At 66.0% G+C, this 22684-nt stretch carries 23 protein-coding genes, 2 tRNA genes and 1 pseudogene; 11 read left to right on the top strand and 15 right to left on the bottom strand.

Going from position 1 to position 22684, the window contains the following annotated elements; genetic code table 11:
* Positions 1–109 precede the first annotated feature (109 nt).
* A complete protein-coding gene (locus LZ585_RS10370) occupies positions 110–481 on the top strand; it encodes a hypothetical protein (protein ID WP_234853495.1) in 372 nt (123 codons plus the stop codon).
* Here LZ585_RS10370 and LZ585_RS10365 read toward each other — a convergent pair whose 3' ends face one another.
* From LZ585_RS10365 to LZ585_RS10300, 13 genes and pseudogenes are all read right to left on the bottom strand, one after another.
* Entirely contained in the window at positions 482–868 is a 387-nt protein-coding gene (locus LZ585_RS10365) for a hypothetical protein (protein ID WP_234853494.1), read from the bottom strand.
* Between the two features lie 17 nt (positions 869–885).
* Positions 886–981 (bottom strand) — tRNA-Sec (locus LZ585_RS10360).
* Between the two features lie 96 nt (positions 982–1077).
* A pseudogene (selB, locus tag LZ585_RS10355) lies at positions 1078–2886 on the bottom strand (selenocysteine-specific translation elongation factor); the annotation flags it as partial.
* Positions 2883–4250 (bottom strand): L-seryl-tRNA(Sec) selenium transferase, encoded by a 1368-nt coding sequence (gene selA / locus LZ585_RS10350; protein WP_234853493.1) that lies wholly within the window; start codon positions 4248–4250, stop codon positions 2883–2885. The gene selA and the pseudogene selB, both read right to left, overlap by 4 nt.
* Positions 4250–5167, bottom strand: coding sequence for a formate dehydrogenase accessory protein FdhE (gene fdhE, locus LZ585_RS10345; RefSeq protein ID WP_234853492.1), 918 nt, complete (start codon positions 5165–5167; stop codon positions 4250–4252). Before fdhE ends, selA begins: the two co-directional genes overlap by 1 nt.
* A 31-nt stretch (positions 5168–5198) precedes the next feature.
* Complete coding sequence (locus LZ585_RS10340) at positions 5199–5885, bottom strand: formate dehydrogenase subunit gamma (protein ID WP_234853491.1); 687 nt, start codon at positions 5883–5885, stop codon at positions 5199–5201.
* The gene (gene fdxH / locus LZ585_RS10335) at positions 5885–6865 is read right to left on the bottom strand and encodes a formate dehydrogenase subunit beta (protein ID WP_234853490.1); all 981 of its coding nucleotides are present in this window, start codon (positions 6863–6865) and stop codon (positions 5885–5887) included. The genes LZ585_RS10340 and fdxH overlap by 1 nt, the downstream gene beginning before the upstream one ends.
* Positions 6862–9951, bottom strand: a complete 3090-nt coding sequence (gene fdnG / locus LZ585_RS10330) for a formate dehydrogenase-N subunit alpha (RefSeq protein WP_256445617.1) — start codon at positions 9949–9951, stop codon at positions 6862–6864. Before fdnG ends, fdxH begins: the two co-directional genes overlap by 4 nt.
* A gap of 181 nt (positions 9952–10132) precedes the next feature.
* Positions 10133–10543 (bottom strand): cupin domain-containing protein, encoded by a 411-nt coding sequence (locus tag LZ585_RS10320; RefSeq protein WP_234853487.1) that lies wholly within the window; start codon positions 10541–10543, stop codon positions 10133–10135.
* Positions 10544–10651: 108 nt separating this feature from the next.
* Positions 10652–10734: transfer RNA gene (locus tag LZ585_RS10315), tRNA-Leu, on the bottom strand.
* 35 nt (positions 10735–10769) lie between these two features.
* Entirely contained in the window at positions 10770–11684 is a 915-nt protein-coding gene (locus LZ585_RS10310; protein ID WP_234853486.1) for a pseudouridine-5'-phosphate glycosidase, read from the bottom strand.
* Positions 11681–12562, bottom strand: a complete 882-nt coding sequence (locus tag LZ585_RS10305) for a PfkB family carbohydrate kinase (protein WP_234853485.1) — start codon at positions 12560–12562, stop codon at positions 11681–11683. Before LZ585_RS10305 ends, LZ585_RS10310 begins: the two co-directional genes overlap by 4 nt.
* Positions 12559–12906 (bottom strand): ArsR/SmtB family transcription factor, encoded by a 348-nt coding sequence (locus tag LZ585_RS10300; RefSeq protein ID WP_234855809.1) that lies wholly within the window; start codon positions 12904–12906, stop codon positions 12559–12561. The genes LZ585_RS10305 and LZ585_RS10300 overlap by 4 nt, the downstream gene beginning before the upstream one ends.
* Before the next feature lie 206 nt (positions 12907–13112).
* Here LZ585_RS10300 and LZ585_RS10295 point away from each other — a divergent pair, with 206 nt between their 5' ends.
* From LZ585_RS10295 to LZ585_RS10275, 5 genes are all read left to right on the top strand, one after another.
* Positions 13113–13460 carry an AtpZ/AtpI family protein gene (locus LZ585_RS10295; RefSeq protein WP_234853484.1) on the top strand — a complete coding sequence of 116 codons (348 nt, stop codon included), beginning with the start codon at positions 13113–13115 and terminating at the stop codon, positions 13458–13460.
* A gap of 2 nt (positions 13461–13462) precedes the next feature.
* Positions 13463–14218: a F0F1 ATP synthase subunit A gene (locus LZ585_RS10290; RefSeq protein ID WP_234853483.1), complete on the top strand. Its 756-nt coding sequence runs from the start codon at positions 13463–13465 to the stop codon at positions 14216–14218.
* 58 nt (positions 14219–14276) lie between these two features.
* A complete protein-coding gene (locus LZ585_RS10285) occupies positions 14277–14513 on the top strand; it encodes a F0F1 ATP synthase subunit C (protein WP_089343169.1) in 237 nt (78 codons plus the stop codon).
* Positions 14514–14589: 76 nt separating this feature from the next.
* Positions 14590–15180: a F0F1 ATP synthase subunit B' gene (locus tag LZ585_RS10280; protein WP_234853482.1), complete on the top strand. Its 591-nt coding sequence runs from the start codon at positions 14590–14592 to the stop codon at positions 15178–15180.
* Positions 15177–15737: a F0F1 ATP synthase subunit B gene (locus tag LZ585_RS10275; RefSeq protein WP_234853481.1), complete on the top strand. Its 561-nt coding sequence runs from the start codon at positions 15177–15179 to the stop codon at positions 15735–15737. Before LZ585_RS10280 ends, LZ585_RS10275 begins: the two co-directional genes overlap by 4 nt.
* A 71-nt stretch (positions 15738–15808) precedes the next feature.
* Here LZ585_RS10275 and LZ585_RS10270 read toward each other — a convergent pair whose 3' ends face one another.
* Positions 15809–16471, bottom strand: coding sequence for an OmpA family protein (locus LZ585_RS10270; RefSeq protein ID WP_234853480.1), 663 nt, complete (start codon positions 16469–16471; stop codon positions 15809–15811).
* 177 nt (positions 16472–16648) lie between these two features.
* Here LZ585_RS10270 and nth point away from each other — a divergent pair, with 177 nt between their 5' ends.
* The 5 genes from nth (at position 16649) to LZ585_RS10245 (ending at position 21482) form a co-directional block, all read left to right on the top strand.
* Positions 16649–17311, top strand: a complete 663-nt coding sequence (gene nth / locus LZ585_RS10265) for an endonuclease III (RefSeq protein ID WP_234853479.1) — start codon at positions 16649–16651, stop codon at positions 17309–17311.
* Entirely contained in the window at positions 17308–18321 is a 1014-nt protein-coding gene (locus LZ585_RS10260; protein ID WP_234853478.1) for an adenosine kinase, read from the top strand. Before nth ends, LZ585_RS10260 begins: the two co-directional genes overlap by 4 nt.
* A gap of 160 nt (positions 18322–18481) precedes the next feature.
* Positions 18482–19744, top strand: coding sequence for a beta-ketoacyl-ACP synthase II (fabF, locus tag LZ585_RS10255; RefSeq protein WP_234853477.1), 1263 nt, complete (start codon positions 18482–18484; stop codon positions 19742–19744).
* Entirely contained in the window at positions 19741–20925 is a 1185-nt protein-coding gene (mltG, locus tag LZ585_RS10250; RefSeq protein ID WP_234853476.1) for an endolytic transglycosylase MltG, read from the top strand. Before fabF ends, mltG begins: the two co-directional genes overlap by 4 nt.
* A gap of 125 nt (positions 20926–21050) precedes the next feature.
* Positions 21051–21482 carry a hypothetical protein gene (locus tag LZ585_RS10245; RefSeq protein WP_234853475.1) on the top strand — a complete coding sequence of 144 codons (432 nt, stop codon included), beginning with the start codon at positions 21051–21053 and terminating at the stop codon, positions 21480–21482.
* A gap of 153 nt (positions 21483–21635) precedes the next feature.
* Here LZ585_RS10245 and LZ585_RS14960 read toward each other — a convergent pair.
* Positions 21636–22593, bottom strand: a protein-coding gene (locus LZ585_RS14960) for an IS630 family transposase (RefSeq protein WP_390625058.1) whose coding sequence is annotated in 2 segments (ribosomal slippage) — positions 21636–22253 and positions 22255–22593 — 957 coding nt in all. Because the reading frame shifts where the segments join, the coding sequence is not laid out codon by codon here.
* Between the last annotated feature and the right edge of the window lie 91 nt (positions 22594–22684).

The following is a 22684-nucleotide window of genomic DNA, read 5'->3' as shown; positions in this document are numbered from 1 at the left end:
TTCTAGTCGCGGGGGCGCGCCGCTGCAAGCGGATTGCGGGCGCCTGTCCCGGAACCCGCGCGGCGGGCGCGGCGTTTGCAAGGCATCCCCTAACGCCCAGGTGTCCATCATGACCCGCATCAGCGCCATTCTTGCCACCAGCCTTCTGGCCGTCAGCGCAGGCTGGGCGCAGACCGCCCCGACCGCGCCCGCAGCCGCGCCCGCAGCCCCGGCCGAACAGACCCAGGTGCAGGGCCAGTCGGGCGAAGGCGACTGTCCCGCCCGCGACACGGTGGCCCAGCCCGCAACCGCCCCGCAGCCCGGCGCCAATGCCACCGATGCCAACAATGCCGGCAGCAGCGGGTGGAGCGGGGGCCTTGGCGGATCGCATCTGGGCACCAATACCCAAGGCGCGCTTGCAACCTCGCCCACCTGGCATCCACCCACCGTGCGCGGGCTGGATCTGGCGGGGCGGGCGGAACCGGTCGCCCAAAGCTGCTGATCAGTTCAGGATCGGCACCTGCGGTTCCGCGTCGTCCAGCCGCAGGCGCAGCCCGTCGCGGTTGAAGAACTCGCCGTCGCGGATCAGCGTCCGGTCGCCGTTCAGCGCGCGCACAAGCTGGTCCAGCCGGTCGCTGGCGATGTTGTCGGCCACCAGCCCCTCCCGGCCCGCCCGGAACAGGGCGACCCCGTTCCAGGGCACGCCCGATCCGTCCAGGTGATCGGCCATCTGCGGCCAGTCGATATCGTCGCCGATCACGTGAAGATGCGTGGACTTCAGCAAATCGATCCGTCCTCCGCCAATGCCCACCAGGACGATCAGCAGCGTGAAACCCTGCGTTTCGGCGAATGTCGCCCGCAGCCAGTCGTCAAAATCGGTATCGCTCATGGCAGGCCTTCGGATGATGGCGGAAGGGAATGGGAGTCGAACCCACCCGGGACAGTCTCGCTGCCCCAACCGGATTTGAAGTCCGGCCGCCCCACCGGGGACGATTCCCTTCCATCCGTGCCGAACAGGTCGGCACGATGAGGGTTGATGCGACGCAAATCGCCCCGGCGCAAGGTCAGGCCGTAGCGGTCGAAAAAGTCGAGGATCTCGATGGCGACCTTGCGGCCGTTCTGGACCCGGTCGCGGAATGCGGGGGCGGTGAACCAGCCGTCCGCCGAGCTGGCCGCCACATCCTCGATGATTGCGACCATTTCCGCCGTGACCTCGCGTGCGAAGAAATGGTCATGCGCGATCTGGTCGGTGCGGCCCAGCTTTTGCGTCAGGCGCAACACGCGGCGCACGTCCTTTTCGTCGATGCCAAGGTCGGTCGCGAAATCACGCACGCGGGGCGGGCGGAAACGGGCCTCGCCCCCCAGGGCAGGGGCGATGCGGTCCCACAGGGCCTCGTCCTCGGGCGAAAGGCGGACCTCGTGGCCGGGCAGGCGGACAAAGGCGCCGTCCAGCACGACGCCGCCTTGCGCGGCTTCAGTGCGCAGAAAGGTCAGGAAGGCATCCTTGGGCAGGCGCGGCTGCAACGCCAGGCGCAGGCGTTCGCGGCCCAAGCCGGGCAGGTCGGGGTTGTCGTCATGGAACAGGGACAAGGTTTCAGTCAGTTGCCGTCGCAGGCTGTCCAGGCTGTCGCGGCCCAATGCCAGATCGCCGATGGGAACGGCTGCCGCGCTGCGAACGGCATTCGACAGCGCCGTCGGGGTCAGGCTGCGGTCGCGGGCGAAGGGGGTCAGTTCGACCGGCGCCACGGCCAGCATCGCGGACAGTGCCGCACCGGGATCGACGGCCCGCGCGGCATGGATCAGCGCCAGCCGGTCCGGGGTGCGGCGCTTGCGGGCCGGGGCGCGCAGGTCCAGAAAGCGCCCGCCGCCAATGGTCCGGCTGGCGGACACGTCGCGCAGGATGAAGCGGTCATGCACCGCCGCCGCGATGGGCCGGTCCAGAACGATCTGGACCGGGCCGCTGCTGCCCGGCTGGATGGGATCGCCCAGGGGGACGATCCGTGCGCCGGTTTCAACCGCGTGGCTGTGCAGGCGGGCGGGAAACCATGTTCCGATGGGCCTGGGTTCCCCCGCCAGCACGGTCAGCCAGGCGTCGATGCGGTCGGTCGGTGCGTGCAGCGGGGGCGACAGAACAACGTCGCCGCGATGGATGGCCTGTTTGCTGATCGCCTCGCCCGCTAGGTTCAGGGCGCAACGCTGGCCTGCCATGCCCTCGGTCGCGGGGCGGTTCTGGGCGTGGATGGCGCGCACGCGGGCAGGCAGGCCGCGCGGGCTGACCACCACGGGATCGCCCACGGCCACGCGCCCGGTCAGCACCGTGCCGGTGACGACCGTGCCCGCGCCGGACAGGGTAAAGCTGCGGTCCACGGCCAGCCGCATCGGGCCGTCGGCATGGCGGGCGGCGGTGTCCGTTTCGGCGGCGATCAGCGCCTGGCGCAGGGCGTCGATGCCTTCGCCGGTCAGCGAAGAGACCGGCAGGACCGGCGCATCGGCCAGGGCGGTGCCTGCCAGGGCCTCGCGGATTCCGGCGGCGACTGCATCGCGCCGCGCCGGGTCCGCCAGATCGGCCTTGGTCAGCGCGACAATGCCGCGCGCGATGCCCAGCAGGTCCAGGATCGCGATATGTTCCCGCGTCTGCGGCATCACGCCGTCGTCGGCGGCCACCACCAGCAGCGCCATGTCGATGCCGCTCGCGCCCGCCAGCATGGTGTGGATCAGCCGTTCATGGCCCGGCACGTCGACAAACCCTGTGACGGACCCTGCCCCCAGGTCGGCATAGGCAAAGCCCAGGTCGATCGTGATGCCGCGGGCCTTTTCCTCGGCCAGGCGGTCGGCATCGGTGCCGGTCAGCGCCTTGACCAGGGCCGTCTTGCCGTGGTCGATATGCCCCGCCGTGCCGACGATCATGCCGACAGGGCCCCCAGCAGATCCTCGTCCCGATCCAGACAGCGCAGATCCAGGATCAGCGCGCCGCCGTGGATATGGCCGACGACCGGGCAGGGCAGGGCGCGCAGCCGGGCCGACAGGCGGTCGGGCGCATCGCCGCCCGGTCCCGTGATCCGCAGCCCGGCAGAAGGGATCGTGTCTGTGGGCAGCGACCCCGACCCGATCTGGCTGGCGCAATCCGTGGCGGTCACCGCGAAGCCCGGCAGCAGCGCGGCCACCTGCGGGGCCAGGCGCGCGGCCCGGGCGGCGATCTCCGCTTGCGGGCGCGACAGGTATCGCAGCGTGGGCAGGCGTTCGGCCAGCCGGTCCGGGTCACGGTAAAGGCGCAGCGTGGCCTCCAGCGCGGCGATGCGGATCTTGTCCAGCCGCACCGCGCGTTTCAGCGGGTTCTTGTTGATCTGCGCGATCAGATCCTTGCGCCCGACGATGAATCCCGCCTGCGGCCCGCCCAAGAGCTTGTCACCCGAAAAGGTGATCAGGTCCGCGCCCTCGGCCACTGCCTGGGCCACGGTGGGTTCGCTTCGCAGGCCCCAGGTGCCCAGATCGACCAGCGACCCCGATCCCAGGTCGTTCAGCAGCACAACGCCCGCCTTCCTGGCAATCTGCGCCAGCCGGGGCGCCGGGACTTCGGCGGTAAACCCCTCGATCCGGTAGTTCGAAGTGTGGACCTTGAGGATCAGGCCCGTATCCGCAGTGATCGCGTCCTCATAATCGGGGGGATGGGTGCGGTTGGTGGTGCCCACCTCGACCAGACGGGCGCCGGCGCGGGCCATGATGTCGGGCATTCGAAAGGCACCGCCGATCTCGATCAACTCGCCGCGCGACACGATGGCCCCCCGCCCCTGGCCGAATGTGTTCAGCGCGATCAGGACGGCGGCGGCGTTGTTGTTGACGATCGTCGCGTCCTCGGCCCCCGTCAATTCGCACAACAGCCCGCGCAGATGGTCGTCGCGCTGCCCCCGCCCGCCGCTGTCCAGGTCGAATTCCAGGGCCAAGGGGGCGGCCATGGCGGCGGATGCGGCGGCGATGGCTTCATCGGCCAGGATGGCGCGGCCCAGGTTGGTGTGCAGGACGGTGCCCGTCAGGTTCAGCATCGGGCGCAGCTTGGACCGCGCGGCGGACGCCAGGTCGGCGGCCAGCAGGTGGGGCAGGCGCGCGGCCTCGGTTTCGCCGTCGGCGCCCTCGCGGATTGCCGTCCGCGCGGCATCCAGCCGGTTGCGAAGCGCAGTCGTGACCGCCGCGCGGCCATGGCCGTCGATCAGCGCCTGGCCCATCGGGGACAGCAAAACCTGATCGACCGAGGGCAGGGCGCGAAACCCCGCCATCAGTATCCCGCGATGAACGGGTTGAAGCCGCCGCGCCGGAAATCCGTGCCCTTCATCAGCATATCCAGGCCCAGGCTGGACACGTCGTCGGCAATCGGTTCCAGGCTGGCATTCTTGTTCTGATACAGGATCTTGACCCAGGAATTGCATTCGCTGCACAGCTCGGCCTTGACCGTCGCCTCGTCGGTTTCGACGCTGCGATAGCTGATCCCCTTGGTGGTGCCGCAGCACAGGCAGGTCACGCGAACCTCGTTCCACTGGGTCGCGCAGCAGCCGCACGTGGCATAGCGGGTGCTTTCGATCCCCGCAGCACCCCCCACGACCGCCGATGTCGCGGGGCGCCCGCCGCAGGTGGGGCAGGTGCCGGTCCTGATCTTGACCAGCTTTGCAGCGTCCAGCGTGGCGGCCAGCCGCGCCAGGTGCAGTTGCACGGCGGCGGCCACGAACAGGTGCGGCGCCGCGCTGTCATCGGGGATCTTGTCGGACAGGATGTTGTCCAGCAGCCAGTGCCGGTCCGCGATGCCCGCAGCCGTCACGGCGGACAGCGCCAGCCGGGCGGCTTCGGGCATGGTCAGGCTGGCAGCATCCGCCAGAAAGCGGTCCAGCGTGGCGTGCATCCCTTCGTCCCGGGCCATGGCGGCGCGGTCGATGGGGGGCATCCGGCTGGACCGGGCAAGGTCCACCCGATCTGCCGGGATGGGCGCCACGGGGGGCAGTTCGCGGGCCAGACGCGCCTGCAACGCCGTCAGGTCGCCCAGGAACCGCAGATAGGGGGCCAGGTTGCCGCCGTGATCGGCCAGAAAGGCGAACCGCCCGGCGCGCTTGTCAAAGACCGCCGCCGGGTTTGGCAAAAAAGCCAGCGGCGCCGTGGGGACGCCGCCGATGGCCGAGGGGTCGGGCTGGATGGTCGTGTTCATCTAATCTCCGGGCCGGACCGGCCACTTGTGCTTATTCTGCGGGGCCGTTCTGGCGGCGTCCAGCCAGTTCGCGCAGCCATTTGCGGTGATGGCGATAAGCCCAGCCGCCGGTGACGGTGCCCCGGGTCATGGCCCGCAGCGTGCCGCGGGTCCAGAAGGCCGCATAAACGTGCAGGATGAACACCAGGATGATCGCCACTGCCGCAAGCGCATGGATCAGGACGGCCCAGCGGCGGGTGGGGATGCTGGCCAGCTCGCCGAAGAACTGTTCCCAGATCATGATGCCGGACACGATCAGCACCACGATCAGGATCGTCATGGACCAGAAGATCATCTTTTGCCCGGCATTGTACTTGCCAAGCTCGGGCAGGTTTTCCTCGTTGCCTTTCACCACGTCGCCGATCTGGGCGACCCAGGTCCTGTCCTCGGGCTTGGGCATATTGAGGCGCCACAACTGGATGAACATCACAAGGAAGCTGACGAACAGCACCACGCCGATGATCGGGTGCAGCCATCGTGCCGTCTGCCCGCCGCCGAAAAGGCCTGTCAGGAAATACAGCGACGGGTGGAAGAACGCCAGGCCCGACAACAGCAGCAGGATCAGCGAGATCGCGGTGATCCAGTGGTTCGCCCGGATGAAGCCCCGGTAACGGCTGACCGTCACCGGTTTCGTGGATTCGATCCGGTCGCCCGGTTCGGAATAATAGGGGCGCGCCATCAGACGGCCCCCCTGTCATCCGGCCCGGAACCGACCAGCCTTTCGGCGGCCTTTTCCTCGTGTTCGTCGACGCGGTTGGCGCGGGCGAAGATCCCGTGGATCGCCGCGCCCACGGCCGCAACCCCCAGGACCGCAAGCCCGGCGGTCTTGGTCACGCCCTTCCAGCCCTCGACCACGGGCGAGATGCGCGGGTTTTCCGGCAAGCCGTTATAGATCGTGGGCTTGTCGGCATGGTGCAGCACGTAAAAGACATGGGTGCCGCCGACCCCTGCCGGGTCATAGATGCCCGCATTGTCATAGCCGCGCGATTTCAGGTCCGCGACCCGTTCATTGGCATGGGCGATCATGTCGTCCTTGGTGCCAAAGACGATCGCCTCGGTCGGGCAGGCCTTGGCGCAGGCCGGTCCCTGGCCGACCGCAACACGGTCCGAACACAGCGTGCATTTATAGCTTTTGTGATCGACCTTGCTGATGCGCGGGATGTCGAAGGGGCAGCCGGTCACGCAGTATCCGCAACCGATGCAGTTCTCGTGGATGAAATCGACGATGCCGTTGGAATATTGCACGATGGCGCCGGGCGCCGGGCAGGCCTTGAGGCAGCCCGGATCCTCGCAATGCATGCAGCCGTCCTTGCGGATCAGCCATTCCAGGTTGTCGGTTTCCGGGTTCACCCATTCGGCAAAGCGCATCAGGGTGAACATATTGGGCGTCAGGTCGTGGGGGTTTTCGTAAACCCCCACGTTGGTTTCGACCTCGGGCTTGGTGTCGTTCCATTCGATGCAGGCCGACTGGCACGCCTTGCAGCCGATGCACTTGGACACGTCGATCAGCTTGGCGACCTTGGTCAGTTGCCGATCCGGCTGCGGCACGTCCAGCGTGGCCGAGATTCGGACCACGTCGGACGGCAGCAGGTTGGACGCCATGGGTTGCACCGGCGGGTTCGCCGCCGCGGTCGTGGGTTGGGGCGCGGTCTCGCTCATGCCACCGGCTCCTCTGCTGCGGGTTCGATATTGACCATGAAGGCCTTGAATTCCGGCGTTTCCACGTTCGCGTCACCAACCCGAGAGGTCAGGCTGTTCGGGCCGAAGCCCTTGCGCGCCGCGCCCACAAAGCCCCAGTGCAGCGGAATGCCGATGACATGGACGGTCTTGCCATCCACCTGCATCGGCCGCAGCCGCTTGGTCACAAGGGCCTTGGCCCAGACCTCGCCCCGCTTGCTCCAGACCCGGACGCGGGCACCCTTGGCGATGCCCCGTTCGGCTGCCAGTTCCTCGCTGATTTCCACGAAGAACTCGGGCTGCAACGCGGCGTTCACCGGGTTGTGCTTGGTCCAGTAATGGAAATGCTCGGTCAGGCGATAGGAGGTCGCGACGAAGGGGAAACCGGGATCGCCGATATCCGCGAACTGGTCTGCCACGCTTTCGAAGACCCGCGCCACCGGATTGCCCCGCATCCTGGGGTTGAACACGTTGGCAACCGGCGATTCGAACGGCTCCATATGCGTGGGGAAGGGACCGTCCCGCATCATGCCCCGGCTGAACAAGCGCGACACGCCTTCCGGGTTCATAATGAAGGGATGGACCTCGCCCGGCTTTGCCGTGACCGGAATGTCCGGCACGTCATAGCCTTCCCATTTTTCGCCCGTCCATTCGATGATCTTGCGCGACGGATCCCAAGGCTTGCCCTGCGGGTCGCAGGAGGCAGCGTTATACAAGATCCGCCTGTTCGCAGGCCACGAGAAGGACCAGTTGGAAAAGGTGCCGGTGTTGTCGGGATCGTTATTGTCCCGACGCGCCATCATGTTGCCGTCCTCGGTCCAGCTGCCGGCATAGATCCAGCAGCCGCCCATCGTCGATCCGTCGTCGCGATACTGGCCAAAGTTCGACAACTGCTGCCCAGCCTCGGCCACGACCTTGGTCGGGTCATTGAGGTCATAGACAGGGGACAGCGCGCGGCCGTTCATTTCCTTGGCCAACTCCTCCGGCATGGGTTCCAGAGGGTCGGCATAGTCCCAGCTCAGGTTAAGGATCGGTTCAGGGAAAACCCCGCCTTCGTCCTGATAGAGCTTTTTCACCCGCTGGAAGATCTGAGCCATGATCCATGTGTCGTGCTTGGCCTCTCCCGGAGGGGTGGCCCCCGGCCAGTGCCATTGCAGCCACCGTCCCGAGTTGACCAAGGCGCCTTCATCCTCGGCAAAGCAGGTGGTGGGCAGTTCCAGAACCTCGGTCTGGATGGATGCCGTAGCCACGTCGTTATGGATGCCGTGGTTCTGCCAGAAATGCGAGGTTTCCGTGGTCAGCGGATCCATGATCACCAGCATCTTCAGCTTGGAGAAGGCCTCGGTCATCCTGTCGCGGTTGGGGAAGGACAAAAGCGCGTTGAATCCCTGGCAGAAATATAGGTTCACCTTGCCGTTGTTCATCATCTCGAACATGCGCATCGCGTCATAGGCAGGCACGTCGAGTTTCGGCAGATAGTCATAGGCCCAGTCGTTTTCCGGCGTCGCCGCGTCGCCCCACATGGACTTCATGAAGCTGACCATGAACTTGGAATAGTTCTGCCAATAGCTGGTCTGGCCCGGCACGATCGGCTTGAACCCGCGGGTGGACATATAGGTCGCCCAGTCTGCTTCCTTTTCCGTGGGAATGTTCAGGTATCCCGGGATCAGGTTCGACATCAGGCCGATATCGGTCAGGCCCTGGATGTTGGAATGGCCGCGAAGCGCGTTCATGCCCCCACCCCGGACGCCGATGTTGCCCAGGATCAACTGCAGCATCGCCATGCCGCGGATGTTCTGCGCGCCCTTGGAATGCTGCGTCCAGCCAAGCGCATACATCGAGGTCATGGTCTTGGTCGGCGTCGAGCATTCGCCGATCATCTCGGCGATGTGGAGGAACTTGTCCGCAGGCGTGCCGCAGACGCGTTCCACCATCTCGGGCGTATAGGCGTCGACATGGGCCTTCAGCAGGTTCCAGACGCAGCGCGGATCCTGAAGCGTGGGATCGGTCTGGACGAAGCCGTCCTCGCCCATCTTGTAGTCCCAGGACGACTTGTCATAGTCGCGCTTTTCCTCGTCATAGCCGGTGAAAAGCCCGTCGGACCAGCCGAACTCGTCCTTCACCAGCAAGGAGGCGTTGGTATAGTTGCGGACGTAATCCCACTGAACCTTGTTGTTCTCGATCATCCAGCGGATCATGCCCATCAGGAACACGATGTCGCTGCCCGGACGGATCGGGGCATAGTAATCGGCCACCGATGCCGTGCGGGTGAATCGGGGATCGACCACGATCAGCCTGGCGCCGCGATGGTGCTTCGCCTCGGTCACCCATTTGAAGCCGCAGGGATGCGCTTCGGCGGCATTGCCGCCCATGACAATGACAAGGTCGGTATTCTTGATGTCGGTCCAGGAGTTGGTCATCGCTCCACGGCCAAATGTCGGGCCCAAACTGGACACCGTGGGGCCGTGTCAGACGCGCGCCTGGTTATCGAATCCGACGATCCCCATGGACCGGACCGTCTTGTAGGTCAGCCATGCGGTCTCATTCGTGGTTGCCGATGCCGCCAGAAAGCCCGTCGTCGTCCAGCGGTTGACGGGCACGCCCGCCTCGTTCGTCTGGATGAAGTTGGCGTCGCGATCGTCCTTCATCGCGCGGGCGATCTTGTCCAGGGCTTCTTCCCAGGTGATGTCCTGGAATTCGGCGCCGCCGGCTGCGCGATAGCGCGGCTTGGTCAAACGCGTCGGTGCGTGGACGAAATCCTTGAGCGCGGCGCCCTTAGGGCACAGTGTGCCGCGGTTCGTCGGGTGGTCCGCGTCGCCCTCGATGTGCAGAAGCTCGGCGGTCTCGCCGGCTTTCACGTCACCCTTGGAATAAAGGATGATGCCGCAAGCGACCGAGCAATAAGGGCAGGTGTTGCGCGTTTCCGTGGTCGTGGCCAGCTTGAAGGCGCGCACATGCGCCTGTTCCGCCGCCTCGGCCTCGCCGAAGCCCATGGCCCCAAGCGATGTCGCCGCAACCCCCGCGCCCGCCAGCTTGAAAAAGCCGCGCCGCGAAAGGTCGATGTTCATAAGACCCTCCTGCTGCCTGTCGATAGATAGGTACAAGGCAAGTTTGCTGACCAAGCGGTCAAAAGTCAAGCTGTGGCAGGGGTTGTGCCGTCCTGCCGTCCGAAGCCGCGGCCCTTCTTGGCGCCACGTCTAAAGACAGCCCGTGTCCTATTGGATTACCAAAGAAAAAACTGTTCGACGCTCACCGCGGAACAAGCCCTTCAAGTTCAGGCAGCAACATCACGCTTTCCTGTTCGTTCGGATCGGTGCGTGCAATCACCGCCACCACTGGCTCGGGTCCGGGGTTGAACGGCAGGTGCGGCTCTCCTGCAGGGATATAGACCATGTCGCCCGCGCTTGCGCGCATATGATGCTGCAGCCGATCGCCGTACCACATCTCGGACACCCCGCTCAGGACATAGATCGCCGTCTCATGGGCGCTGTGCAGATGCGCCTTGGCGCGTCCGCCGGCCGGGATCGTCAGAAGGTGCAGGCAGATGCCGGTCGTGCCGACGCTTTCAGCCGAGATCCCTTCAAGGTAGCGGAAGCCTTGCTTGCCATCATAGGTTCCGCCCGGCCTGACCAGCCGACGCCGCCCCTCGTCACTCATCATGGTCTTCCATGTCGGCACAGGTGAACAGTCATACCGTATCGGGTCGGACACGATCCTTCCAAGTTCCCACGGGCAGGGTGTTCACGTCAAGCAGCAGGGCGGTGGATGTGGTGCGCGGCGAGGGACTCGAACCCCCACGCCGAAGCGGTTGGACCTAAACCAACTGCGTCTACCAATTCCGCCAGCCGCGCACGCCGCCAGCCTTACGGCAGAAGGGGTTGTCTGGTCAACGGGTCATGGCGATGGCAATTTGCGACGCCAGGCGGGCGTTGTTCAGGACCAGGGCGATGTTGGATTGCAGCGACCGGCCACCCGTCAGTTCGAAGATGCGTTGCAGCAGGAAGGGCGTGACCTCCTTGGCGGCGACGCCTTGGGCTTCGGCTTCGGACAGGGCTTGTTCGATGACCGGCATGATCTGGTCGCGGGGGATCTCGGCTTCGGGCGGGATCGGGTTGGCGACCAGTTGGCCGCCTTTCAGGCCCAGGCGCCCGCGCATGGCGGCGGCGGCGGCGATCTGGCCGGCGTTGTCCATGCGCAGCGGCGCGCGGATCCCGCTGTTGCGCGACCAGAAGGCGGGCAGGTCGTCCTGGCCATAGGCGATCACCGGAACGCCCAGGGTTTCCAGCACCTCCCATGTCTTTGGCAGGTCCAGGATCGCCTTGGCGCCCGCCGCAACCACGGTCACCGGGGTTTGCGACAGTTCCTGCAGATCGGCGGAAATGTCGAAGCTGCTTTCCGCCCCCCGATGCACGCCCCCGATGCCGCCGGTGGCAAAGACCCGGATGCCCGCCAGATGCGCGCAGATCATGGTCGCCGCCACCGTGGTCGCGCCCGTGCGGCCATTGGCAAGGCAGACCGCCAGATCGGCGCGCGACAGCTTCATCGCCTGTTCGGACGGGGTCCGGGCCAGGGCCTGCAAGGCGTCGTCCGTCAGCCCCACATGGATCTGCCCGTCCATGACCGCGATCGTCGCGGGCACCGCGCCATTGTCGCGGATCACCTGTTCCACCTGCCGCGCCATCTCCAGGTTCTGCGGCCAGGGCATCCCGTGGGTGATGATCGTCGATTCAAGCGCGACAACCGGGCGGCCGGCGGCAAGCGCGTCGGACACCTCGGGCGAGTGGGTCAGGGGGGCGGTCATGGAACGTCCTTTCCGGAAACATGGGCGGCTGCGGCTTCCACAGCGCGGCGCAGGGATGTGTCGCGCGGCTGGTCTGCCAGCTCGGCGGCAAGATGTGCCGCCAGAAAGCAATCGCCCGCGCCAGTCACGCGGGCCACGGTCACGGCGGGCGGGGCAAAGGTCAGGGTGGGCGCGCCGGCCATCGCCTCGGCCACAAGGTGGGGACCGTCGGTCACCAGCACGCGGGCGGCGCCGCGGGCCACCACGGCTTGCGCGGCGCTGGCGGCATCAGGGCAGGCGTGGCCGGCAAGGATCTCGGCCTCGAGCCGGTTGAGGTAGAAGCAGCCGCGGCGGGCGGCGATCAGCGGTTCCAGCCGCTCGGCCTTGCCGGGGCTGGCGGGAACCACGCACAGGTCGGCGCCCATCAGGCGGGCGTCGCGGGCGATGGCGTCCAGCAGGTCGGCGGTCAGGTTGCCGTCCAGGACCACCGGGGCGGTCCAGCCGGACAACGCGCCGTCCAGCGGCGCAAGAATGGCGGCGCCCGCGTCTTCCAGGCTGTGGACATCGGCAATGGCGGCGATCAGCCCTTCGCTGTCCTCGACGCCCATATAGGTGTCGGTGGGCAGCCCGGTGTCGCGGGCCAGATGCGCGGTGATCACGCCCAGCCGTTCGGCCTCGGCCACAAGCGCGTGGCCTTCCGGGTCGCGGCCCACGGCGGACAGCACGGCGGGGCGCAGGCCCCAGCGGGCAAGGGCGACGGCGACGTTCAGCGCCACCCCGCCGGGAATGTGGCGAATGCGGCCCGGCACATCGGCGCCCGGCGCCATGCGGCGCGGTGCGCGGCCGATCACGTCCCACAGCATCGCGCCGATGCACAGGATGTCGGGGCGAGGGGTCATTCCTTGGTCCAGTCCTGCATCTCGGCTTCCAGAAAGCGCTCGAAATCGTCGAGGTCAACCGGGTCGAACTGCCCGAAACCCCCCATCCAGACCGAGGCCGCGCGCATCCCGTCGGGATCCAGCTTGCACCAGGTGATCCGGCCCCGCCGTTCCTGCCGGATCAGGCCCGCCGCCGCAAGAACCGACAGGTGCTTGGAAATCGCCGCAAGGCTCATCTCGAAGGGCTGGGCCACGTCGCTGACGGCCATGTCGTCCTCCAGCAGCATCGACAGCACGCGCCGGCGCGTGGGATCGGCCAGGGCGGCGAAGATCAGGTCCAGGCGGTCGGGCGAGGGGGCGTTCATCAAGGTCCAGAGCAGGTCGATGACCGGAATGGTCAACCATGCGGTTGAATAATGTCCGGGCGGGGCGGGGATTGCAAGCCGCACGCGGCGGTTATGCAATCTGGAAAATAAAGCAGATTCAATATGTTGAACATCAAGGCCAGTTGCTTGACTTGCCCGGCGATCCACCCTAGACACCCGGCAACCGAATAACGGGGACGTGACAGATGGCCGATCGGCCCGGGAACGACGCGGACAGGGAAGCGGATGCGGCCCGCCTGCGCGACCTGGAAGGACGGCTGTCCAAGCTGACCAAACTGCCAGAGGCCGCCGGGCCGATGGTGGGCTATGACAAGGCGCACGTCGCCTGGCGCATGGTCACCGAGATCGTCGCGGGCATCATGCTGGGCGCCGGGATCGGATACGGGTTGGACTGGCTGTTCGGCACCTTGCCGATGATGCTGATCCTGTTTGTACTTTTGGGCTTCGTGGCCGGCATCAAGGTGATGATGCGCACGGCAGCCGAACTTGGCAGCACCTCCGGCAAGACGCCGGGCACCGACGAGAGGGACTGATCGTGGCGACAGAAGCGCATGGCGAGGCAACCGGCCTGTCTTTCCACCCGATGGACCAGTTCATCGTGCGCCCGCTGTTTGGCGACGGGGCGGTCCACTGGTACACGCCGACCAATGTCACGCTGTGGCTGTTCCTGATCGTCGTGGCCACGCTGGCGCTGCTGGTCATGGGGACGCGCGGGCGTGCCATCGTGCCGAACCGCAGCCAGTCGATGGCCGAGCTGGCCTATGGCCTAGTCCACAAGATGGTCGCCGACATCGCGGGCAAGGACGGGCTGAAGTATTTCCCCTATATCATGACGCTGTTCATGTTCGTGCTGTTCGCAAACTTCCTGGGCCTGCTGCCCATGGCCTTCACGGTCACCTCGCACATCGCGATCACCGGGCTGCTGGCCGTGGCGGTCTTCCTGACCGTGACCACCATCGGTTTTGTCAAGAACGGCGCGCATTTCCTGGATCTGTTCTGGGTCCGCTCGGCGCCCCTGGCGATCCGCCCGGTTCTGGCGGTGATCGAGGTCATCAGCTATTTCGTGCGCCCCGTCAGCCATTCCATCCGACTTGCAGGCAACATGATCGCCGGTCACGCCGTGATCAAGGTGTTCGCGGGCTTTGCGGCCATCGCCGCCGTCGCTCCGATCTCGATCCTGGCGGTTGTCGGCATGTATGCCTTTGAAATCCTGGTGGCCTTCATCCAGGCATACGTCTTTACCATCCTGACCTGCGTTTACCTGAAGGACGCGCTGCATCCGTCGCACTGACGCCGGACGCACAGGTCATCACCCCCATCCACAACTTCCAACCGCAAGGAGCATCATCATGGAAGGCAATATCGGAGAACTGGGCCAGTACATCGGCGTCGGCCTGACCGCCATCGGCATGGGCGGGGCCGCCATCGGTGTGGGCAACGTTGCCGGCAACTTCCTGTCGGGCGCCCTGCGCAACCCGTCGGCCGCCGCCGGCCAGACCGCCACGCTGTTCATCGGCATGGCCTTTGCCGAAGCCCTGGGGATCTTCTCGTTCCTCGTCGCGCTTCTGCTGATGTTCGCGGTCTGATTCCTGTTCATCCTTGCGGCGGGGTGGGGGTTCGCCTCCGCCCCTTCGTGACCTGACAAGGCCAAGGGGTCTGGACATGATCAGCCTGTTGCAACAGGCCGCCACAACCGCGGCCGAACATACCGAAAGCGTCGCCAGCTCGATCGCGCATGGCGAGACCGAGACAGCCACGGGCCTGCCCCAGCTGGACACCGCGACGTTTGCGAACCAGATTTTCTGGCTCATCATCACCATGTTGGTGCTGTATTGGGTCGTGGCCAAGATCGCGCTGCCGCGCATCGGCGCCGTCCTGTCGGACCGCCAGGGCGCCGTGTCCGGCGATCTGATGGCCGCCGAGGAATTCAAGCTGAAGGCCAAGGAGGCCGAGGCTGCCTATGACAAGGCCCTTGCCGATGCACGGGCCGAGGCTGGCAAGATCGTCGCGGCCAATCGCGCGGAAATCCAGAAGGAACTGGACGCCGCCATTGCCCATGCCGATGCCGAGATTTCGGCCCGCGCGGCGGAATCGGAAAAGCGCATCCGCGAGATCCGCGATTCCGCCGACACCGACGCGCGCGAGGTCGCCCGCGATGTTGCCGCCGAACTGGTGCGCAGCTTTGGCGGGACGGTGGATCAGGCTGCGGTCGATCAGGCCGTGGACAGCCGCATGAAGGGGACGTTGCAATGAAGAAACTTGCCGTCATTGCTGCCGCCGCGCTGACCGCCGGACCGGCCTTTGCCGCGACGGGTTCGTTCTTTTCGCTGGGAAATACGAACTTCATCGTCCTGATCTCGTTCTTGGTCTTCGTGGGCGTGCTGCTGTATTTCAAGGTTCCCGCCCGGATCGGCGCGCTGCTGGACAGCCGCGCGGCAGGCATCCGGCGCGACCTGGACGAGGCCAAGCGCCTGCGCGAGGAAGCGCAGGAAATCTATGCCAGCTATGAACGCCGCCAGCGCGACGTGGCAGGGCAGGCGGACCAGATCGTCGCCAATGCAAAGCGCGAGGCCGAAGGCCAGGCCGCCAAGGCCCAGGCCGATCTGAAAGCATCCATCGAACGCCGCCTGAAGGGGGCCGAGGATCAGATCGCCAGTGCCGAGGCCGATGCGGTGCGCGCCGTGCGCGACCGTGCGGTGCAGGCGGCGATTGCCGCGGCATCCGCCCTGCTGGCCCAGCAGGTGCGCGGCGGGCAACGGTCCGCCGGGATCGACGAAGCCATCGAAGACGTGGCGCGTCGTTTGAACTGACGGGCGCAAGCCGGATCAGCGGACAGTGAAAAACCCCCGTTGCGCAAGCGGCGGGGGTTTAGCTTTTGGGATCAGTTGGTCGGGCGGATCAGGATCTCGACCCGGCGGTTCTGGGCGCGGCCTTCGGCTGTGTTGTTCGACGCGATGGGCCGGTTATACCCCGCGCCAGAAGCCATCAGACGGCCGGACGACACGCCCGCTGCGGCCAGGATGCCTGCGACGGATTGCGCGCGGCGCTGCGACAGGTCCATGTTCAGCGCCATGCTGCCGGTATTGTCGGTATGGCCCACGACCTCGACCCGGCTGTTGGGGTATTGGTTCAGGTTGCGCGCGACGGCATACAGGTCGTTCTGCGCGGCGCCCGATACGGCGGCGGAACCCGTGGCGAATAGGATGCCTTCGGGCATGACGACCTGCAGATAGGATCCCCGGTTGATCACCTGGATGTTCGGGTTCGACAACGACTGTTGCAGGGCCTGGGCCTGGCGGTCCAGGACATTGCCGGCGACGGCGCCCGCCGCCGCGCCCAGGATCGCGCCGCGCGCGGCGTCCCGGCCCTCGTTGTTGCTGTCGTCATCGCGGGTCGCGCCCAGGACGGCGCCGACCGCGGCCCCGGCCAGGGCGCCTTGCTGGGTGCGGCTCATGCCGGTGGTGCCGGTGCCGTCGGTGGGCGCGCAGGCGCCAAGGGCGACAAGGCCCGATGCGGCAAGGAGGGTTGTGAGGCGAAGGTTCATGGGCTTTCCTTTCCGGGACTCGCAGCCTTGCGGCTGCCGCTCAACGTGCGGAGGCTGGCGCAGTTCCGGGCGAAAGGAAAGTCACGGCTGCGTGGAACCTGCTGGATTGGCGGAAAAATCCCTGAACGGCGGGCCGGGCTTGCAATGCCTGGCAGGGGCAGTCAAAAGCAACGGACCATGGTCCAGCCCCGCCGTCTGCCGCAGCCCTTGCCCTTTGCCCATCAGGTCGCGATTTTCTCGCGGCTGGCGGGCGCGAACGCGAAGCCCGAAACCGAGCTGGAATTCACCAACCCCTTCACGCTGGTCGTGGCGGTTGCGCTGTCGGCGCAGGCGACCGACGTGGGGGTGAACAAGGCGACCAGGGGCCTGTTCGCGGTGGCGGACACGCCGCAGAAGATGCTGGCCCTGGGGCTGGACGGCGTGACCGACCATATCAAGACCATCGGGCTGTTCCGCCAGAAGGCCAGGAACGTGATGGCCCTGTCGCGCATCCTGGTAGACGAATATGGCGGCGAGGTTCCCGACAGCCGCGCGGCGCTGATGACCCTGCCCGGCGTGGGGCGCAAGACGGCCAATGTGGTGCTGAACACGGCTTTTGGCCATCCGGCGCAGGCGGTCGATACGCATATCTTCCGCGTGGGCAACCGCACCCGGATCGCGCCGGGCCGCGACGTCGACGAAGTGGAACGCGCGATCGAGGACAACGTGCCAGCCCGGTTCCAGGACAACGCCCATCACTGGCTGATCCTGCATGGCCGATACATCTGCCAGGCCCGCCGCCCGCGCTGTGCGGTCTGCATCATCCATGACCTGTGTCCATATGAGGAGAAGACCGCATGACCACCCCTTACGTGATCGGCATCGGCAATGCGGTGATGGACGTGATCTCGCCCACCGATGACGCGCGGCTTGCGGCACTGGGGGTGCAGAAGGGGATCATGCAGCTGATCGAGCGGGAACGGTCGGAATACCTGATGGCCGTGCAGGCCGACGACCATGGGCCGGGACGCGCCCAGTCGCGGCTTGTGCCGGGGGGGTCGGTGGCGAACACGCTGGCCGGGATCGGGATGCTGGGGTTGCGCACGGCCTTTATCGGGCGGGTCGCCAATGATGCGCTGGGCCTGTCCTATGCCGAGCAGACCGAGGCGGCAGGGACGGTCTTCGTGAACCCTCCGGTCGCGGGGGACCAGTTGCCCACGTCGCGCAGCATCATCCTGGTGACGCCGGACGGCGAGCGGTCGATGAACACCTATCTGGGGATTTCCGCCGAACTGGGGCCGGACGACGTGAATCCTTCGGTCTTTCAAGGGGCCGGGTGGCTGTTCCTGGAAGGCTATCTGTTCGACAAGCCCAAGGGGAAGGAGGCTTTCCTGAAGGCCGCGCAGTCTTGTCACCAAGCAGGCGGGCAGGCAGGCATCGCGCTGTCCGATCCCTTCTGCGTGGACCGTCACCGCGCGGATTTCCGGCGGCTGGTGGCAGGGCCGATGGATTATGTGATCGGCAACATCCACGAATGGACCTCGTTGTATCAGGTCACGGATCTGGAGGAGGCGCTGCGCCTGGCATCGGCCGATTGCGGCACGGTGGTCTGCACCCGGTCGGGGGACGACGCGATCCTGATCCGGGAAGGCGAGCGGGTAACCGCGCCGGTCCATCGGGTCGTGCCGGTGGATGCGACAGGGGCCGGGGACCAGTTCGCGGCTGGGCTGATCTATGGGCTGGCGCTGGGGGCGCCGCTGGCGGTGGCGGGCCGGATGGGCTGCGTGGCCGCAGCCGAGGTGATCGGGCACGTCGGGCCACGCCCCGAACGCGACCTGCGGGCGGATTTCAGGGCCGAAGGGTTGGTCTGATTGCGTCCCGCAAAGGCTGGGGGCGCTTCGCCCCCCAGACCCCCCGAGGATATTTGGACCAAGGCAAAAGCCCGCCGGATAGAGGGCAGGCGCGACGTTGCGTGGATCTCGCGGCGCGTGTATCAGGGCCGCAACGAATTTGCAGCGTGAAGGACATCGGATGCGCAGGGTTGTTGTCACCGGGTTGGGAATGGTCACGCCGCTGGCCTGCGGCGTCGAGGCGACGTGGGAACGGCTGTTGGCCGGGCAGTCCGGCGCGGGGCCGATCACCCGGTTTGATCCCAAGGACGTGGTGACGAAATACGCCTGCGAGATCCCCATGGGCGATGGCCGCGACGGCAGCTTCAACCCCGACGACTGGATGGAGCCGAAGGACCGGCGCAAGGTCGATGATTTTATCCTGTACGGGATGGCCGCAGCGGTTCAGGCCGTCCAGGATTCCGGCTGGGAGCCCCAGACCGATGAGGACCGCGAGCGGACCGGGGTGATGATCGGGTCGGGGATCGGCGGGCTGACCTCGATCGCGGAAACGGCAGTGCTGATCAAGGAACGCGGGCCGAAGCGGGTGTCGCCCTTCTTTATTCCCGGTGCGCTGATCAACTTGGTGTCGGGCCAGGTGTCGATCCGCTTTGGCTTCAAGGGGCCGAACCACGCGGTCGTGACCGCCTGTTCCACAGGCGCCCACGCCATCGGCGACGCGGCGCGCCTGATCATGCTGGGCGATGCCGATGTGATGGTCGCGGGCGGGGCCGAAAGCCCCATCAGCGAGATCGGCATCGCGGGCTTCAACGCCTGCAAGGCGCTGTCGACCAAGCGCGACAACGATCCGCAGGCGGCCTCGCGTCCCTATGACGTGGACCGGGACGGGTTTGTCATGGGCGAGGGTGCGGGCTGCGTCATCCTGGAGGAATACGAGCACGCCCGCGCACGGGGTGCCAAGATCTATGCCGAGGTGCTGGGATACGGGTTGTCGGGGGATGCCTATCACATCACCGCGCCCAGCGAGGATGGCGACGGCGGCTTCCGGGCGATGCAGAACGCGCTGCGCCATGCAAGACTGGAGCCGTCCGACATCGACTATATCAATGCGCATGGCACCAGCACCATGGCCGACACGATCGAGCTGCGTGCGGTGGAACGCCTGTTGGGCGATCACGCGCCGAACGTGGTGATGTCGTCCACCAAGTCCAGCATCGGCCACCTGCTGGGGGCTGCGGGCGCGGTCGAGACGATCTTTTGCACGCTGGCGATCCGCGACGGGATTTGCCCGCCGACGATCAACCTGGACAATCCTGCAGTCGAACCGCGGCTTGACCTGGCAGCCAACGCGGCTGTCCGGCGCCGCGTCGAGGTGGCCTTGTCGAACAGCTTTGGCTTTGGCGGCACGAATGCCTGCCTGGTCCTCGGAAAGGTCCGGGGATGATCTGGCGCAACATCGCCTCGAACTTCCTGACGCTGCTGATCGTGCTGCTGATAGCCGCGGCGGCCGCGGTGGCATGGGGCAAGCATCAGTTCACCGGGCCGGGCCCAAGCGCGGTGGCGCAATGCGTGCAGGTGGCGCCGGGGGCCAGCCTGAACGCGATCAGCCAGCAACTGGTGGAGCAGGGGGCGATCAGCAATTCCTATGTCTTCCGGGCAGGAACGGATTACCTGGAAAAGGCGCGGGATCTGAAGTTCGGCAGCTATCTGGTTCCACCCCATACCAGCATGGGGCAGATCGTCGATGTGATCACGGCAGGCGGGCCTTCGACCTGCGGGACCGAGGTGGTGGTGCGGGTCGGCGTGCGCGAGAATACGGTGCTGTTGCGCGACATGAACCCGGATACCGGCGCCTTCGAGGAGATGGCCCGGTTCGATCCGGCGACCGAGCAACCGCCGCAGGCGATCAGCACGGCGGTTGACCGGCCGGGCGCGCGGCTGCGGGTCGCCATGGCCGAAGGCGTGACCAGCTGGCAGGTGGTCGAGGCCTTGAAGGCCGCGCCCTTCCTGAGCGGCGAAATCGAGGAGGTTCCCGCCGAGGGCAGCCTGGCGCCGGACACCTATGAGGTCGAGAAGGGCGGCAGCCGTTCGGCCTTGCTGGCCCAGATGGCGCAGCGGCAGGCGGCGATCCTGGCCGAGGAATGGGAAGCACGGCCGTTCGGCCTTCCCTATGCTTCGCCCGAGGAGGCGCTTGTGATGGCGTCGATCGTGGAAAAGGAGACCGGCCTTGCCGAGGAACGCCCCCAGGTCGCCAGCGTCTTCGTGAACCGGCTGGAACGCGGGATGCGGCTGGAAACGGACCCGACAGTGATCTATGGCATCACGAACGGGCAGGGGGTTCTGGACCGGGGCTTGCGGCGGTCCGAACTGGCGGCGCCCACGCCCTACAACACCTATCGGGTGGATGGGCTGCCGCCGACGCCGATCGCCAATCCGGGCCGGGCGGCGATCCGGGCAGCGCTGAACCCCGACAGCACGGATTACATCTTTTTCGTGGCGGACGGGACCGGCGGGCATAGCTTTTCGCGCACGCTGGAGGAACACAACGCCGCCGTCGCGCGCTGGCGCGAGATCGAACGCCAGCAGGGCGGCGATCCGACCAGTCCCGTCCAGGGCGACGGCTGAGCCAGCCCAAGCCATGCAAAGGGTTTGACAAGGCCCGCCCCCCGCCGCAGCATCGCAGGCAAGGGGCGGGCTTTTCCGATGGCGTGGACCGCGCCGGGCCTGAGTCTTTGCAAGGAGGTTGAGCCATGAGACTGTCCGATATGTTTTCCACCCTGGCCGAAAACGCGCGCACCTATGAAAAGCGCGTGACCGAGTGGCAGGACAATATGAGCAGCCGCAACGACGAGATGATGGCAAGCGCGCGCAAATGGCAGGAAACAGCCATGCAGCGCCAGGACGAGATGAACCGTCAGTTCCAGAACTATTTCGAGGAAGCCGGGGAAAATGTCCGCAATCAGTGGCAGGTCATGCAGACCGCCTGGGAAGAACAGTTCCAGAAGATGCGCGACAAGGGCGAGGAAATGCGCGCCGCCGCCATGAAGTCGGGGCACTTGCCGGAATGGACCGAAGCCTATGCCGCGCAGATGGTCGGGTTCGCGCAAAAGATGCAGGACGAGGCCGCCAATGCAATCGCCGCCGCGACCGAGGCTAAAGGCCAGAAAAAGAAGGACGTCTAGGCGAATCCCGATGCGTTGCGACAGCCTGTCTAGGCGGGTGTTGCATGGGGTGTTGCGCGGATCAAGGCCTTGTTCGGATTGGTTAAACTTGGGTGAAGCGAACGCCCCTGGGTTTAGTGATTGACTTACCGAACGCCCTAGAGCCTGTTGCACTCAATCGGTCTCATACCCTGCGGCTTTGAAGTAGTTGTAGCACTCCTCATCGGAGAACAGATCGCAGACCTGGCCAACCGCAGCCCAAAGCTGATCGTAGGTGCGGGCGGCGGCTTTTCTGATCAGCGTCTTGAGTTTGGCGAAGGCCATCTCGATCGGGTTGAGGTCGGGGCTGTATGGCGGCAGGAAAAGGAACCACGCGCCAACATCGCGCAGTGCTGCCGCTGCGGCAGGGCTCTTGTGGCTGGAGAGATTGTCCAGAATGACGACATCGCCGGGCCGGAGTGTCGGGACCAACTGGGTTTTGGTGTAGAGATCGAACATCTCGGCGTTCATTGCGCCGTCGATTACCCAGGGCGCATCCAACCGGTCATGGCGCAGGGCCGCGACAAAGGTCTGGGTGCGCCAATGCCCGAACGGCGCATGATCAACGAGGCGCTGCCCGCAGGGTGCCCAGCCGGAGGTCTTGGCCATGTTCGTCTTGACCCCGGTCTCATCAACAAACGCCAATCGCTCCAGGTGATTGGCCATGAAAGGCTGGCGTCTCGCGATCCAGACATGGCGCAGAGCGGCGACGTCCTTTCGCTTTTGTTCAAGCGCCTGCAGAGTTTTTTTTATGGCTCAGTCCGAGACCCCGCAGAACGCGCCAGACGGTGGCGCGGTGGACATCGATGCCATGCGTCTCAGCCAACTCGGCTACGAGTTCATCAAGCGTGATCCCGCTTTTGGCCGTGACGCGGGCCTTGAGCCAGCCGGTCATGCCCACCAGCTTGCCATGTCCGCCGCCATTGCCTTGTCGCCTCGGGGTCAAACATCCGATCTCGCGTCGCAGCTTCACCAGATCATTGACGAATTTCGGCGACACCCGAAAGTGCCGGGCCGCCTGACGGTGTCCGTGACCTTCGTCCACGTAGCCGATAACCCGGCTACGAAGCTCTGCTGGATGTGGCTTGCCCATCTGAAATCTCCATCTGCCTCAGCAGAAGGGAATCACATCATTGGCAGGCTGGGAATCCTGAATCTTGATGGCTGAAATACGCTCTAAGGTA

The sequence above is a fragment of the Paracoccus everestensis genome (assembly GCF_021491915.1).
GTDB classification, from domain to species: Bacteria; Pseudomonadota; Alphaproteobacteria; order Rhodobacterales; family Rhodobacteraceae; genus Paracoccus; species Paracoccus everestensis.
This window is presented reverse-complemented; position numbering and strand designations above follow the sequence as displayed.